Annotated in this window: 8 protein-coding genes; 4 read left to right on the forward strand and 4 right to left on the reverse strand. The window is 38.6% G+C overall.

Going from position 1 to position 16,304, the window contains the following annotated elements; translation table 11 throughout:
• Window positions 1–10 precede the first annotated feature (10 nt).
• Window positions 11–286, forward strand: coding sequence for a CXXX repeat peptide modification system protein (locus QUE35_RS01165; RefSeq protein ID WP_009316809.1), 276 nt, complete (start codon window positions 11–13; stop codon window positions 284–286).
• Window positions 287–365: 79 nt separating this feature from the next.
• On the opposite strand, the gene QUE35_RS01170 is transcribed toward QUE35_RS01165, so the two are convergent.
• Window positions 366–1,436 carry an LptF/LptG family permease gene (locus tag QUE35_RS01170; RefSeq protein WP_009316810.1) on the reverse strand — a complete coding sequence of 357 codons (1,071 nt, stop codon included), beginning with the start codon at window positions 1,434–1,436 and terminating at the stop codon, window positions 366–368.
• 10 nt (window positions 1,437–1,446) lie between these two features.
• On the reverse strand, window positions 1,447–2,577 hold the full coding sequence (tgt, locus tag QUE35_RS01175) for a tRNA guanosine(34) transglycosylase Tgt (protein ID WP_022599444.1): 1,131 nt from the start codon (window positions 2,575–2,577) through the stop codon (window positions 1,447–1,449).
• Between the two features lie 247 nt (window positions 2,578–2,824).
• Here tgt and QUE35_RS01180 point away from each other — a divergent pair, with 247 nt between their 5' ends.
• The 3 genes from QUE35_RS01180 to QUE35_RS01190 all read left to right on the forward strand — a co-directional run bounded on the left by QUE35_RS01180 (window position 2,825) and on the right by QUE35_RS01190 (window position 8,884).
• Window positions 2,825–3,334, forward strand: coding sequence for a hypothetical protein (locus QUE35_RS01180; RefSeq protein WP_009316812.1), 510 nt, complete (start codon window positions 2,825–2,827; stop codon window positions 3,332–3,334).
• 301 nt (window positions 3,335–3,635) lie between these two features.
• Window positions 3,636–6,224, forward strand: a complete 2,589-nt coding sequence (gene clpB / locus QUE35_RS01185; RefSeq protein ID WP_009316813.1) for an ATP-dependent chaperone ClpB — start codon at window positions 3,636–3,638, stop codon at window positions 6,222–6,224.
• Window positions 6,225–6,412: 188 nt separating this feature from the next.
• Window positions 6,413–8,884: a beta-galactosidase gene (locus QUE35_RS01190; protein WP_022599442.1), complete on the forward strand. Its 2,472-nt coding sequence runs from the start codon at window positions 6,413–6,415 to the stop codon at window positions 8,882–8,884.
• A gap of 496 nt (window positions 8,885–9,380) precedes the next feature.
• Here the strand turns inward: QUE35_RS01190 and QUE35_RS01195 are convergent, their stop codons facing one another.
• Both QUE35_RS01195 and QUE35_RS01200 read right to left on the reverse strand, forming a co-directional pair.
• The gene (locus tag QUE35_RS01195; RefSeq protein ID WP_022599440.1) at window positions 9,381–12,686 is read right to left on the reverse strand and encodes a glycosyl hydrolase family 28-related protein; all 3,306 of its coding nucleotides are present in this window, start codon (window positions 12,684–12,686) and stop codon (window positions 9,381–9,383) included.
• Window positions 12,687–12,931: 245 nt separating this feature from the next.
• Window positions 12,932–16,201 (reverse strand): discoidin domain-containing protein, encoded by a 3,270-nt coding sequence (locus tag QUE35_RS01200; RefSeq protein ID WP_031258018.1) that lies wholly within the window; start codon window positions 16,199–16,201, stop codon window positions 12,932–12,934.
• Window positions 16,202–16,304 lie beyond the last annotated feature (103 nt).

A 16,304-nucleotide genomic window follows, 5' to 3' on the forward strand; every position in this document is an offset into this window, starting at 1 on the left:
AAGATAGAAAATGGAAAGAAAGTTAATAGGTTCTGTGTCGGAGCAAGAAAGAGATGAGATTAGAACATTATTTGAAAGAAAAAATGGTCTTAATGAGTTATTTAAAGTTCTTGATGCGGAAAATGAGGCATTATATAATAAGTTGGTAGCAGATATGAGTATAACGGCAACCAAGTTTCAATCATGGTGGGATGAGAAAGCTCAGAAGTATCAATGGGACTCTTTGCCGGATCATAGGTGGGAAATAGATTTTGATACTTGTGAAATTTTCTTGGTTAAACGTTAGTCTTTGTACGTATATTTTATTAGAACAACAAAGAAATATAAATTCATTTTCTTTGTTGTTCATTTTTATACTCTGTAATTTATTTCGGAGCTTTTCGATAAAGATAAACAGCTATAATACTATATACGATATTGGGTAACCATACGGCAACACGCGGAGATGTTGCTCCGGATACGGCAAAAGTTGACGAAACGGTACTGAAAAGGATATAAGAAAAACTTAAAAGCAGGCCGATACCGATATTGACACCCATTCCTCCTTTGACTTTTCTCGAAGAGAGGGACATCCCGATTACGGTAAGGATAAAAGAGGCTGCCGTCATTGCAAATCGTTTCTCGTATTCAATTTCAAAATCTTTGATATTGGCTACACCACGTTTTTTTTGTCTGTCGATGTATGTTTTCAGTGCGCTGGTCGTCATTAATTCACTGTCATATCTGGATATGAGGAAATCTGAAGGTTCTATGGTGATGATAGAATCTAAGCGGCTACCCCGAGTTAGCTCTTCCCGCATTCCATTAAAATTTCGGATCATATAATCTTTTATAATCCAATGGTATGCAGAATCATAAGTAACAGTTTGAGCAGTTAGTCTCGATTTCAAAATTTTTCCTTCGAACTTTTCTAAAGAGAAACGATAGCCGGTCTTCGTATTATTATCGTATCGACTCATATAAGCGATTACACCGGGTTCTACTTGTAACTGTATATTGCTGGCATAATCCACTTTTTTGTTTTTTACATATTTGTTTTGAAACTCGATACGGGTGACATTAGCAGGAGGGATTACATAGCTGTTAAGATAAAATGTAACACCTGCGATAATCGCTGCCGAAATCATATAGGGAATCATCAATCTTCTGAAACTTATACCGCTGGATAACATGGCGATGATTTCAGAATTATCGGCAAGCTTGGATGTAAAGAAAATAACGGCGATAAAAGTGAATAGCGGACTGAATAAGTTGGCGAAATAGGGGATGAAATTCAAATAATAATCTACGACTATGGCTTTTAACGGAGCGTTGAGGAACGAATCCAGTTTTTCATTTATGTCGAAGACTACCGCAATCGATATGATAAGAGCAATGGCGAAAAAATAAGTCCCCAAAAATTTCTTGATAATATATATGTCGATTTTTTTTAGCATGCGATAATGTTTATAACCGGTGTGTAACCCGTATTATCATCTCGTCTTTCCAAGTTTTAAAAGTACCGTTCAGAATATGTTTTCGGGCTTCTTGAGTAAGCCATACATAAAAAGCGAGGTTGTGCACCGATGCAATTTGCATGGCGAGAATTTCGTTACTGATAAACAGATGCCTTAGGTAAGCTTTCGAGTATTGATGATCTACATAGGATGTGCCGTCCGGATCGATAGGTGAAAAATCGTCCGCCCATTTTTTATTCCGCATGTTCATGATCCCGTTTGCTGTAAATAACATTCCGTTGCGACCGTTGCGAGTAGGCATTACACAGTCGAACATATCGATACCGCGTTCTATTCCTTCCAGAATATTTGCAGGAGTTCCTACACCCATGAGATAACGGGGTTTATCGGTCGGCAATATTTCGTTTACGACATCGATCATTTCATACATCTTTTCTGTCGGTTCTCCGACAGCCAGACCTCCGATGGCATTCCCGTCAGCCTCTAACTGAGCTACATGTTTTGCCGCATCTTTACGCAAGTCGGGATATACACATCCTTGTACGATCGGAAAAAATGTTTGTTTGTATCCGTATTTGCCCTCTGTTTCGCAAAAATGTTTCCATCCTCGTTCTAACCAGCGTTGCGTAAGTTGTAAAGATTTCTTTGCATAAGAGTAGTCTGATTGTCCGGGAGGGCACTCATCTAAAGCCATCATAATATCCGAGCCGATAATGCGTTGAATATCTACAACTTTCTCAGGTGTAAAAAGGTGTTTCGAACCATCTATATGAGAACGGAAATGTGCCCCTTCTTCAGTTAACTTCCGGTTTTCTGAAAGAGAAAAAACTTGAAATCCTCCGCTGTCGGTAAGAATAGGTCTGTCCCAACCGTTAAATTTATGCAGCCCTCCGGCTTTCTCCAAAGTATCGAGACCGGGTCTTAAATAAAGATGGTATGTATTTCCTAATATAATTTGGGCTTTTATATCCTCTTTCAGTTCATGCAGATGCACGGCTTTCACCGATGCGACAGTACCTACCGGCATAAATATAGGAGTGTTGATACATCCGTGATCTGTAGTTATTTTCCCCGCTCTGGCACGACTGCAAGGATCGGTATATTGTAATTCGAAGTCCATTCTTTTATTTAAAATTTGTCGCAAATATACTGCTTTTTAAAGATAGAATTGCTATCCGCAACAGATAGAATATCGAAAATTCTCTATGAAAAGATAAAATTTATCTTCAAGATAAGAAGTTTTGTCTTTAGATGTTTTTTTACAGGTGTTTTTTGTTTCTTATTGTTCAAGTAGGTTAATGAAAAATGATTTTCTCTTTTTCCCCGGATGATAAAATATATTTGTATAAAAATTACCCAATGTTATTATGACACGGAAGGCGGTACTTGTTTGGTCGTATTTTGTCGGACTGATTTTATATCCGTCGTACATGTTTGCGCAAGAACCGCCCGTAGAGACTCCGAAACTACTTTTTGATGGAAAAACATTTACACTTCCGCTTGAAAGCCCGGTATTGCAAAAGCGTCAAATTGCAGACACGCTTTTAGTAGGGATGCCGATAGAGGCGTATATAGAACCGTTGAATCTTAAACTGTCGGAGTATAAGTTTGCCTTACCTAATAATCCTTCTCAGACAATAAAGCGGGCATTACTTATTCATATGGCGAATTATAAGGGAGATGAGGAGCAAAACGCATTGATGTTGAGAGCAAGAAATAATGTAGCTCAAATGTTGAATTTATCAGGAGCTAAACGGGCGAAAAGTGTTGGTTTCAGTCTTGATCCGGTCTATTATATCCGGCATCGGAAGGAGATTAAAAGTGCTGAGAGAGCGCGGTTGATCATCCAGAATCTGAATAAATTAGATTCTAAATAACACCTTTTATAAAAATAGACTCTTTGAAGAAGTATTAGTTTACTGCTTCTTCTTTATTGTTTGTCGAACAAAGCTGAACTCGAGTTGTTATAGGTGATATAGGTCAAAATGTCAGTTTATGGAACTGTTTAAGTGTAAATACATTTTTTTATCGGTAGGTTGTTCGTAATCTTTAATGTGGTCATTTTGTCATTTTAACCGATTGGTTACTAGTATTTTTGTCCGTAAATTCATTTGGCATCCCTTTTGCGAATAACTTCTTGAATTTAACTAAAAAAAGAATGGAAAGGAGAAAAAAGATATGAACTTTAATAATTTTACAATCAAATCGCAAGAAGCTGTTCAGAAAGCAGTCGAGATAACTTCTGCCAATGGACAGCAGGCTATCGAGCCGGTACACTTGCTGAAAGGTGTTGTTGATGTAGGAGAAAGCCTTGTCAATTATATTTTTCAGAAATTAGGCGTTAATGTCAACTTACTGAAAACAGCGGTTGATCGGGAGATTGCCTCTTTACCTAAGGTGAGTGGCGGTGAACCTTATTTGAGTCGTGAAGCAAATGCGGTATTGCAGAAAGCTTCTGACTACTCTTCTAAAATGGGAGATCAGTTTGTTGCTTTAGAGTCTATTCTAATGGCTCTATTACAGACAAAAAGTTCTGCATCGTCTTTTATGAAAGATGCCGGAATTAATGAAAAAGAATTGGGAGCGGCTATTGATGAATTGAGAAAGGGACAAAGTGTAAAGGATGCTTCTGCTGAAGATACTTATAATGCTTTGAGTAAGTATGCAATTAACTTGAATGAACGTGCCCGTACCGGAAAACTTGATCCTGTTATCGGACGAGATGATGAAATCCGTAGGGTATTGCAGATATTAAGTCGGCGTACGAAAAATAATCCTATATTAATAGGAGAGCCGGGTACTGGTAAAACTGCCATAGCAGAAGGTTTGGCTCACAGAATTGTACGTGGTGATGTTCCTGAAAATCTGAAAAGTAAACAGATATATTCTTTGGACATGGGAGCTTTGGTTGCTGGAGCTAAATATAAAGGCGAGTTTGAAGAACGACTCAAAGCTGTTGTTAATGAGGTGACTCAGGCTGAAGGAGAGATTATTCTTTTTATAGATGAAATACATACTTTAGTCGGTGCGGGAAAAGGTGAGGGGGCAATGGATGCCGCCAATATCTTAAAACCTGCATTGGCAAGAGGAGAACTTCGTTCGATCGGAGCTACTACTTTAGATGAGTATCAGAAATATTTTGAAAAAGATAAGGCTCTTGAACGTCGTTTCCAAATTGTTATGGTCGATGAACCTGATGAATTGAGTACGATTTCGATTTTGAGAGGTTTAAAAGAACGGTATGAAAATCACCACAAAGTGCGTATTAAAGATGATGCGATCATTGCTGCCGTACAACTGTCCGAACGATATATTACAGATCGGTTTTTACCGGATAAGGCAATCGATTTAATGGATGAAGCTGCCGCCAAGCTGCGTCTTGAGGTAGATTCTGTTCCTGAGGCTTTGGATGAGATTTCTCGTCGTATCAAACAGTTGGAAATCGAACGGGAGGCGATCAAAAGAGAAAATGATAAAGATAAGCTGAAAACGTTGAATGAGGAAATTGCCAATTTGAAAGAGGAAGAAACGAAATTTAAAGCTAAGTGGGAATCCGAAAAGGAATTGGTCAATAAAATTCAGCAAAACAAAATCGATATAGAGAACCTTAAGTTTGAGGCCGACCGTGCGGAGAGAGAGGGCGATTATGAAAAAGTCGCTGAAATACGGTATGCAAAGATTACGGCCAAAGAACAAGAAATAAAAGATGTTCAGGAAAAACTGAAGACTTTGCAAGGCGGAGCTGCCATGATCAAGGAAGAGGTGGATGCGGAAGATATTGCCGATGTCGTTTCCAGATGGACGGGAATTCCTGTCAGCAAGATGATGCAGAGTGAAAAAGAAAAACTGCTTCATCTGGAAGAAGAACTTCATAAACGTGTAGTCGGGCAGGAAGAAGCAATACAGGCTGTTTCGGATGCAGTTCGTCGTAGTCGTGCGGGACTGAGTGATCCGCGTCGTCCGATAGGCTCATTTATTTTCTTGGGAACTACGGGTGTCGGAAAAACAGAGTTGGCAAAAGCTTTGGCGGAATATTTGTTTGACGATGAAAATATGATGACCCGTATCGATATGAGTGAGTATCAAGACAAATTCAGTGTGACCCGTCTTATCGGATCGCCTCCCGGATATGTCGGATATGAAGAAGGCGGGCAGTTGACCGAAGCGATACGGCGTAAACCGTACTCGGTAGTGTTGTTCGACGAAATAGAAAAGGCTCATCCCGATATTTTCAATATTTTATTGCAAGTGTTGGATGACGGACGTTTGACCGATAATAAGGGGCGTTTGGTGAATTTCAAGAATACGATTATCATCATGACTTCCAATATGGGATCAAGTCTTATTCGGGAGAATTTCGAGAAAATTACACCCGAAAATAAAGATGAAATTACAGAAATGACCAAACGTCAGGTTTTGGATTTGTTGAAGCAGTCTATACGTCCTGAGTTCCTGAATCGTATCGACGAAACGATTATGTTTACTCCTCTTAATGAAAAAGAGATCGAACAGATTGTTGCAATGCAACTTAAAGGAATTGAGAAATTGTTGGCTTCGAATGGTGTGAAACTGGATATTACACCGGCAGCTTTGGCATTTGTCGCTAAAGAAGGTTATGATCCGCAATTCGGTGCTCGTCCCGTAAAACGTATCATTCACCGATATATATTGAATCAATTGTCAAAAGATTTATTGGCTCAGAAAGTAGATAAAAGCAAACCCATAGTTATCGATGCTGATGAAAACGGGTTGGTATTTAGAAATTAATTGATATTTCTATAATAGAGGGGGAATTTTACTATTAAAAAGTAAAGTTCCCCTTTTTTTGTTTGTGAGTCTTGGATTTTGATTTAAAATTGATCTTTTTTGAAATATTTCTATTCCTTTTCTTTTCCCCCTTTCATTTACATTTGCATTTTAAAAAATCATAGATTTGTATATCTAATACTGGTTGTATGAGAAATATATTTTTGAGTTTATTGTTTGGAATTGTGTGCAATCTCTTTGTGATAGAGGCAAAGAATAGTTTAGTCAGTGATTTTGTGGTGTCAAGAGAGGAAAACCCAAAGAATACAGTTTATAGATACGAGGTTTGCCATGAAGATAAATTTAATGTAAATGATGAAATTCGAAAAGGTGAAATGCCTCGATCTGGCTTTGAAGTTGGGAAAGGTACTTTCCTATTGAACGGTAAGCCTTTTATCATAAAAGCGGCAGAATTACATTACCCTCGCATACCGAAACCATATTGGGAACAGCGCATCAAGCTTTGTAAAGCTCTTGGTATGAATACGATATGTCTCTATGTGTTTTGGAATTTGCATGAGCCTCGACCGGGAGAGTTTGATTTTACCGGGCAAAATGATTTGGCTGCATTTTGTAGGCTGTGTCAGCAAAATGATATGTATGTCATTTTACGTCCGGGTCCGTATGTCTGTGCCGAGTGGGAGATGGGCGGATTACCTTGGTGGTTACTTAAGAAAAAAGATATACGCCTGAGAGAAGCAGATCCGTATTTTATAGAACGTGTAAATATATTTGAACAGGAAGTTGCACGACAAGTTGGCGGATTGACCATTCAGAATGGAGGACCTATCATTATGGTCCAGGTAGAAAATGAATACGGGTCTTACGGAGAAAGTAAAGAATATGTATCTCTGATACGTGATATTGTACGTACTAATTTTGGAGATGTAACATTATTTCAGTGTGACTGGGCATCAAATTTTACCAAAAATGCTTTGCCGGATTTACTTTGGACTATAAATTTCGGCACGGGTGCTAATATCGATCAGCAATTTGCAGGATTGAAAAAGCTTCGTCCCGATAGCCCGTTGATGTGCAGTGAGTTTTGGAGTGGTTGGTTCGATAAATGGGGTGCTAACCATGAAACCCGACCGGCTTCGGACATGATAGCTGGTATTGATGAGATGCTGTCGAAAGGCATTTCGTTTAGTCTCTATATGACCCACGGGGGAACTAATTGGGGGCATTGGGCAGGAGCAAACTCTCCGGGATTTGCCCCTGATGTTACTTCTTATGATTATGATGCCCCTATTAGCGAATCGGGGCAAACTACACCCAAATATTGGGCGTTACGGAAAACATTGGGAAAATATATGAATGGGGAGAAACAGACGAAAGTGCCGGATATGATCAAATCTGTTAGTATTCCTGCTTTTCAATTTACAGAAGTCGCTCCGTTATTTGCAAATTTACCGATATCCAAAAAAGATAAAAACATTCGCACTATGGAAGAGTATGATCAAGGATTCGGTACGATTCTTTATCGTACGATTTTACCGGAAATAACCTCTTCAGCACAACTTACGGTAAATGAGGCGCACGATTATGCACAGATCTTTGTCAATGGTAAATATATAGGAAAGCTGGATCGCCGTAACGGAGAAAAACAACTTACTTTACCAGCATGTCCGAAAGGAGCACAGCTTGATATTCTTGTAGAGGCTATGGGACGTATTAATTTCGGACGAGCAATTAAAGATTATAAAGGTATTACGAAAAATGTGGAGCTTTCTATAAATATAGATGGGTATCCTTTTACTTGCGATTTAAAGAATTGGGAAGTTTTCAATATTGAAGATTCCTATGAATTTTATAAAAAAATGAAATTCCACCCGATACGGTCGTTAAAAGATAAATACGGTCAGCGTATTCCGGGTTGTTATCGGGCGACTTTTCAAGTGAAAAAGCCAGGCGATACCTTTTTGAATTTCGAGACGTGGGGTAAGGGACTGGTCTATGTCAACGGTTATGCATTAGGGCGCATTTGGGAAATCGGTCCGCAACAGACGCTTTATGTTCCGGGTTGTTGGTTGAAGAAAGGAGAGAATGAAATCCTCGTTTTTGATATTATCGGTCCTAAAGATGCGAAATCTGAAGGTTTGGATAAGCCGCTTTTGGATCAATTGCTTGTTCAAAAGCCGCTTACGCATCGTAAAAAGGGTGAAAACTTAAATCTTTCGAATGAATCTCCTGTTTTTTCAGGATGTTTTAAATCGGGAAATGGCTGGCAAGAAATAAAATTTGATAAACCTGTTACAGGTCGTTATATTTGTTTAGAAGCATTGAATGCCCAAGATGGGAAAGAACTTGCTTGTATTGCAGAAATGCATGTATTGACTGAAAATGGTGAACGACTTTCTCGTGAACCGTGGATTGTAACTTATGCCGATAGTGAGGATGTGTCGCATGTCAATCGTTCGGCAGATAAAATTTTCGATTTGCAGGAATCTACTTATTGGAGTACTGTTGCGGGGATTGATTATCCTCATTCCGTAGTCATTGACTTAGGAGCAGTTTATACATTAACCGGAATTCAGTATTTGCCTCGTATGGAGAGTGAAGTTCCCGGAGGAATCAGGGATTTTAAAATTTATGTAAAGCCTCATCCTTTTAAATTGTGACCTCATGAATTGGATATTGTTCTTGTTCTTGTTCTTGTTGTTGAGATTTATGGATTAATATTGCGAATCACTTTTTGTTTTATTTCATACTAAAAATACGAGATTCAAGATGTTCAGCACCCCAAAAGTTAGACAAAAAAACTTTGGGGTGTATTTTTTAGTGCAATGCAATGTTTAATCTGTTTAAGATTTCCGATAAAATTATATATTCAGAATTTTTTGCTTTTCTTTTTTGTCTATTTTACTGTTTGGTAGTCCGTATGTTTCTTATTGGAATACAAATACTTGAAACAGTACTCAAAATGTTTGTGCAGAATTTAGATAGACTGATGTGTTGATTTTAGATAATCGTTCAAATAAATAACCAACCGCATATTATTCTCTGCGATTGGTTATTTTATCATGTCTTATTTCTTGTTCTAATAAAATCAAGATTAAACGATTACGTTCCGGATCGAATAAATTTATTGTTTCTGCTCTTGATTTGCAGTTTATTTTATTGTATGTTCAGTTTCCCTCTGAATTGTTTTTCTTCATTTTGTATGTGTATAATATATATACCCGGAGTAAGTCCTGATTTTATATAGTTCGTATCTGTTTTCACAGAATAAACTTTTTTCCCTTCAAGATTATAAATCGATATTTTACTTGTGCCGGAAAATCCTTTTAAGTGAATATTTCCGTTTGTACAATAGACATTACCCTCGTTTTGAGTATATGTTTCTATTCCGGTTTCTGTGCTATTGTAGATTACTTTTAATTCATATATCGACCAATAATTTGTTTTGGTATCTCCGGTTTGTATTATTTTAAAATACCGGGCATCTTGTGTCGGCATATTAATAATCGTCAATGTTCCTCCGCCTACACCGCTTGCAACGGGTTCTCCCCATGTAAGGTCGTCATTAGAAACATACAGCTCATATTTTGCCGGAGAGTCATTCGGGCTTTTCGATGTGTCCAGAATAATCGTATTGAATTTTTGAGGACTCCGCATATCTATTTTAAACCAGTCTCCCGACTCTTTTTGCGGTCCGCTGGTCCATCGGGTATCATCTTTTCCATCTATAGCGTTTTTTGCATCGCCGTTATTCTTAGATCCCGAAGCTATCCATCCGCTCCTGTCCAACATCTCGACATCGGCTAGTTCGGGCGTATTCGCTAAGTTATTTTTCCAGAGGATACAATTGTCTGTGTTGCTATTGTAAGGATCGACAACAGAAGATTGGATCGAAAGATGTGCTTCGCTGCCATTTGTCAATAATGGATTTTTAGTAGATATATTTGAATTGACGATATTTATAGTTCCTCCTTTCAAATCGGCAAAATGATTCTCTCCGGGAGATTGAAACCATGCGTTATATAAATTTATTGTCCCGTTTTCTGCTAAAATACTTTGTTTGGCGCTACCCCAATAGTCGGAATTGAATAAAGTCGCTTCTCCACCGGTGAAATCACTTGAGAGTTCGAGATATTTTGTGTTTGAAAGATCAGACGAGCCTTTAGCGACTGCTACTACTTGCGTGTTTATGAGTTCAAACCCTTCAGGAGACATTCCTCCAAAATACATACTTCTGCGTGTTCCGTCGATTCCTAATCCGACACTTGTTCCTTGAGGCCCTTTTCCATTATCCTGAGAGAATATTACCCCTCGTTGTCCTCCGAAAGCAAAATCATTGTATAACAGTTCGTTTTTACAATCGCCTAAAACCAACCAGTCGAAATTATCGAAACAATAATTTCCGGCAATATCTCCATATTCTTTTACGGAATTTGGGAAACTGCCGAATTTCGATTCATAACCGTTTGTATAGCAGATCGGATTGTATTGTAGATTGCATATCTTTCCATTTTCCGATCCTCCGCCTACACGAATTCCGGTATTGAATGAATGCCCTGAAATATAGTCGATATAATGATTGTCGCATTTGTATGTAAATAGATCGAATCCTCTGTAAGCAGCGCGAATGGCAATATTGACAATATACACATCTTCTCCTTGTACTTGTACCGTATAAGGATATTTTAATATATTATCGGGCAGGAGAGAGGATTTTTGTTCCGGATAGTTAATGGTAACTCCTCGTAAACCGCTATTTTTTTGCATGGTGATAAATGGAGTTCCATTTTCATCGCCTTTACCGTTATATACTTGTATAATGCTACCTCCGCCTACGGGAGTGGTACTATTATCGATTGCTCCTTTTAGTTCTACTCCCGACGGAATATTTAGGTTGCCGTTAAATCGGTAAGTTCCCGGAGGTAAAAATACGATACCTCCTCCTTCTGCAGCTGCTTGATCTAATAATTTTTGAAGTCCAGAGGTACAATCTGAATTTCCGGAAGGATCTACGCCGTTTTTCATCTCTGCTTTATACAACGTCAATCTTTCCGGTTTTTGTTTTTGTGTATCGTGACTAATCTGAGGAAATTCAGGTAATGGTTTTACCGTAATTGGAGAATGATCGATATACCCTTTAAAAAGAGATTTATTATCGATATTACAAGCTTCTTTAAATCTATTTCCTGTAATAATATATTGAGCATTAGTACCTATGTGTATTTGTGGGGAACTATTATTGAAATCGCAACTGGTGCAAGATAAGATTCCTCCGTTTATATTTATTTCGCCCTCTTTTATTTCACAACTTTGCATCATGACACGTGTAGATGCTTCTTTATCTGTCGTGATTGCATTTTGATTTGTCGAGATGTCGCATCCCATCATGTGAAGCGTTGCTCCGACACCCGGAGAAATGACAAACCCATTATCACAATCATCGATATGTATTTTTGAAAATAAAATTCCGGCATTGGAAATAGCGTCTATTTTTACAGCGTTTTTGCAGTTTTTGAATGATAATTCATAGTTGTGCCCGTTAGGGAACGATCCCGGACTTGCTGTGGAGGGTGCGGCATTGAAACCGGTATTATAGCCTTCGATGCTGACATAACAAGTGTAAGACCAGTCATTGCGTCGCATCATGATACCGGTTCCGTTTTCATAAATCCATTGTTCGTGCGGTCCTCCTATTTGTGGAGAACCCTCTAATCCTGAACCGCTCCAGTAAGCCGGAGAAAAATCGACACGGTCTATACGTCCTACATCTGCGATGTTGTCAAATTCTATACCGACCGAAAGGGGAGTTCCGTATATATCGTAAAAAACAGGACAGCCGGCAGTCTGTTCATCGAAAATTTCTATTCCGAAATAACTGTTCACCAAGGTAACGTTTCTGACATTGCAGAAATTGTTTCCGAAAATCCCATTTCGTCCCATTCTTATAGAAACCGGATACGGAACAATATTGTCTGCAGTTTGTTCCGGATACCAGATTGCCATATCCCGAAAACCGGCAGCCGGTTCTAATGTGATCAGAGGAGTTCCGGCGGCATCATCTCGTCCGTTGTATGCCATTAGAATAGTCCCTTCTATCGGTTCTCCTTTTACCGGTTTTTTCCATTCTCCCCGAAGTGTGACCCCTTTGGGAATCGTTAGATTACCTTTAATGACATATTTTCCCGAAGGAACAAAAACTGTACCTCCAAAACGGGTTGCTACGTTATTTATAAGTTTTAATTTATTTAATGCTGTTTGAAATGCCTCTGTGTCGTCAGTTATGCCGTCACCTTTAGCCCCCATCTCCTTTACATTAAAAGCATAAACAAATGCATCCGGTGTAGGGTATTGGGGTGTTGCCAATTCCCATGTGATGGTTGTCGGAACAGGTCTCTGACTCCAGACTGTTGTTATACAGCAAAAAAGAAATAAAAATGAAATAATAGGTATTCTTTTTCTCATGGTGTATTTTGTTTTATTAATAATAAACAAAGATATGGGCGATGTATTATGAATTTTCTTATTTTGGAATAAAAAAGGAATTAAATTATGATTAAATAGATCGGATTTAATTGTGGAAAGGTCCAAATGTTTATTTCAAAGAAAAAATAAGGATATTCCCATGTATAACGGAGATATCCTTATTCTTTTTCACGTAATAAATAATGTTATATTAATATTAAATCGAACAAGTTTTGGTAAAAGATTTATTGAATAATTATTTTCTTACAGAAACTATGATTTTGATTGTTGACGTGAACAACATATATTCCTTGTTCCATCGGAACTTGCACTTGTTGAGATTCCGATTGGCAAGAGAAAACTTTTTCTCCGTTTATTCGAAATACGTTTATTTCTGATTTTCCGGAAAACCCTTTTAAACAAATATTACCGTTAGCATAAAAAATGTTCGAGTCCTTTTGAAAAGTCGATTTTACGGCATTTTCATAATCATCATTAATGACATACGCTTCGTGTATCGACCAATAATTAGTTTTCGTATTGCCTGTTTGTACGACTTTGAAATAGCGGGCATTTTGTGTAGGAATACTGATGATCGTCATCATGCTACTACCTTCTCCTGTTGCGATAGGTTCTCCCCAGTCAAGGTCGTCATCAGAGACATACAGTTCATATTTTGCCGGAGTATCATTGGGGCTGCCTGTCGTGTCGAGAATGATGAGATTGAATTTTTGTTTGTTTCGCATATCGACTTTAAACCAGTCTCCCGGTTCTTTTTGAGAACCGCTGGTCCATCGGGTATCCTCTTTTCCATCTATGGCATTATTGGCACTATTACTGTTTTTTGAGCCGGAGGCGATCCAGCCTGTTCTGTCCAGTACACTGGACTGTGGTATCGCCAATGTCGGAGTGTTACTCATGTTATTTTTCCAGAGTTCACATTTCGAGGTTGTTATTCCTTTCCCATCTAAAACGGAAGATTGGGCTGAAAATCGAGATTCATTATCTGAATTCAATAGCGGGTCTTTCAGTGTAATGTGAGATGCTGTAATATTCAACTTACCTCCGATAATATTGGCAAATCTGTCTTTCCCTGGTTGTACGAAGCTGGCTGCAATCAGATTGACTGTCCCGTTTTCTACTTGTACCCCTTGTAGAGCGCTGCCCCAATAGTCAGAGTTATGTAAAGTTACTCTTCCGGTAAAGTTCGCTGTTGTTTCGATATATCGAGTATTCGGTTCTCCCGTAGATACAATCTGATTATTAATAAAGTCGAACCCTTTACTGTTTAATGCATCGAAACAATATGCTCTTCTTGCTCCATCTATTGCCATTCCTACACTTATACCGTTAGAAGCGTTTTCGGCATTATTGCCGGTAAACAGTAATCCACGTTGAGCACCGAAAGCGAAGTTATTGTATAACCATTCATCTTTACAATTTTCAACCACTAAAAAGTCGAAGTTTTCATAACCATAGGTATATACCATATCTTTATAAGCTTCTATAGAATTGCTGAAGCTACCAAATTTTGTCTGGTAACCGCAAGCATAGACGATGAGATTATATTGTAGATTGCAGATTTTTCCATTTTCCGATCCTCCACCTACTTTTATTCCGGTTTTTAGCGAATGTCCCGAAATATAATCGATATAATGGTTATCGCATTTGTATGTAAATAAATCGAAACCTTGATAAGCAGCTCGAATACCGACATTAACAATATATACATTCTTTCCTTGTACTTGTACGCAATAAGGATAGACGATAGGGTTGGGAAGGTCTGAGGTTTTTTGTTCAGGATAGTCGAATACGACGCCTCTTAATCCGCTATTTTCTTTCATCGTCATAAAAGGTTGGGCGTTTAAATTCCCTTTCCCTGAATATACTTGCAGGATACTCCCGGGACCGACAGGAGCAGAGCTGTTATCCAGAGCTCCTTTTAATTCTACTCCTGAAGGAATATTCAGATTTCCTAATACCTTGTATTTCCCCGGTGGAAGATAAACGATTCCTCCTCCTTCAGCAGCGGCTTTATCTAAAGCTTTTTGTATAGCTTGAGTGTTATCGGTATTTCCGTCAGGATTTGCACCGAATTCAGGATCTGTTGCCAGGTACAAATATTCTCTGTCCGGTTTTTGTTTTTGATTTTCTAACATTGCCACGGGAAATTCCGGAAGTTTTTCCAATGAAACAGGAGTGTGGTCTATAATACATTCCAATAAAGAATGATTCTCTATGTTTACTTTTTCTTTGAACCGATTTCCCGTAATTATGCTTCTGGCATTTCTTCCGAGAACGATTTGTGGTGCGGGATTATAAAAATCGCAGTCGATAAAAGTCAAAATAGCCCCATTGATATTGACATTCCCCTTTTGAATTTGATTTTGAAGAATCATAATACGGGTAGAGCTTTCTGCATCTGTGACAAAAGCGTTTTGAGTTGCATCTATTTCGCAAGTATGAAAATGCAATGCACCTGCAGTACCTTTGTTTACGACTACACCGTTTTCACAGTTTTTTATGATGCTTCGTGTAAATTGTATTCCTGAGTTGGCAATAGCATCGCATTGGATACCCGTTTTACAACCGATAACTTTCAATTGGTAATTTTGTCCGTTGGGTTTAGACCCTTCATTCGTAATCGATGGAGCTGCGTTGAACCCTACTTTATAACCTTCTACAGTGATATTGGTAGTATATGACCAGTCGTTTTTACGCATCATGATACCGGTTCCGTTTTCGTAGATCCATTTATCGAATGATCCGCCTGCTGCTGGAGAGTCGGGAAGCCCCGATCCGCACCAATAAGCCGGAGAAAAATCTACGCGGTCTATACGTCCTACGTCTGCGATGTAGTCGATTTCGATACCAACCGATAGAGGACTTCCGTATATGTCATAAAAGACCGGACATCCTCCTCCGTTTACTCGGGAGATTGCAATACCGATATAGGAGTTGACTAGTGTAATATTTTTAACATTACAATATTCATTCCCGAAATGTTTGGGCTTACCCATTACGATAGAAGCGGGGTAGGGTACGATATTATCCGGAGTTTGTTCCGGATACCAAATTGCTAAATCCATGACTCCGGCTGCCGGCTCCATTGTAATCAACGGGGTAGCATTCTCATCTCCTCGTCCTGCGTATGCCATAAGAATAGTCCCTTCTATCGGTTGCCCTTTTTCCGGTTTTTTCCATTCGCCTCGTATTGTCACCCCTTTGGGAATATTAAGATTTCCTTTGATGACATATTTTCCGGCTGGTACGAATAGTATTCCGCCGTTAACTTTCGATGGACCAACATTAGTCAGGCTGTTAAGCCCTTTCTGGAAACTTTCGGTATCATCTGTTATACCGTCGCCTTTAGCTCCGAAGTCGGTAACCGAGTATCCCGCTACGAAAGCGTCTTTTGTCGGGTAGGCGGGTTTTATAAGCCGCCAATTTTGGGCGTACAGCGAACTCATGCCTATGACTGTCATAAGAAAACAGGTGCAAATTTTTTTCTTCATTTCTATTTTATTTTCAAGTTTAGAATCTGTTTGACAATTTTATTGAAAGTAGAGCAGATCGTTAATAAAGTATTTTTATGAGATTTAAATGGGTTTTTAAAAT

This window comes from Coprobacter fastidiosus, assembly GCF_030296935.1.
Classification (GTDB): domain Bacteria; phylum Bacteroidota; class Bacteroidia; order Bacteroidales; family Coprobacteraceae; genus Coprobacter; species Coprobacter fastidiosus.

Excerpts from the sequence above, each read along its gene's own strand:
- QUE35_RS01180 (WP_009316812.1), top strand. The coding sequence starts at position 2,825 with ATGACACGGAAGGCGGTACTTGTTTGGTCGTATTTTGTCGGACTGATT.
- tgt (WP_022599444.1), bottom strand. The coding sequence starts at position 2,577 with ATGGACTTCGAATTACAATATACCGATCCTTGCAGTCGTGCCAGAGCG.
- clpB (WP_009316813.1), top strand. The coding sequence starts at position 3,636 with ATGAACTTTAATAATTTTACAATCAAATCGCAAGAAGCTGTTCAGAAA.
- QUE35_RS01200 (WP_031258018.1), bottom strand. The coding sequence starts at position 16,201 with ATGAAGAAAAAAATTTGCACCTGTTTTCTTATGACAGTCATAGGCATG.
- QUE35_RS01170 (WP_009316810.1), bottom strand. The coding sequence starts at position 1,436 with ATGCTAAAAAAAATCGACATATATATTATCAAGAAATTTTTGGGGACT.
- QUE35_RS01195 (WP_022599440.1), bottom strand. The coding sequence starts at position 12,686 with ATGAGAAAAAGAATACCTATTATTTCATTTTTATTTCTTTTTTGCTGT.
- QUE35_RS01165 (WP_009316809.1), top strand. The coding sequence starts at position 11 with ATGGAAAGAAAGTTAATAGGTTCTGTGTCGGAGCAAGAAAGAGATGAG.
- QUE35_RS01190 (WP_022599442.1), top strand. The coding sequence starts at position 6,413 with ATGAGAAATATATTTTTGAGTTTATTGTTTGGAATTGTGTGCAATCTC.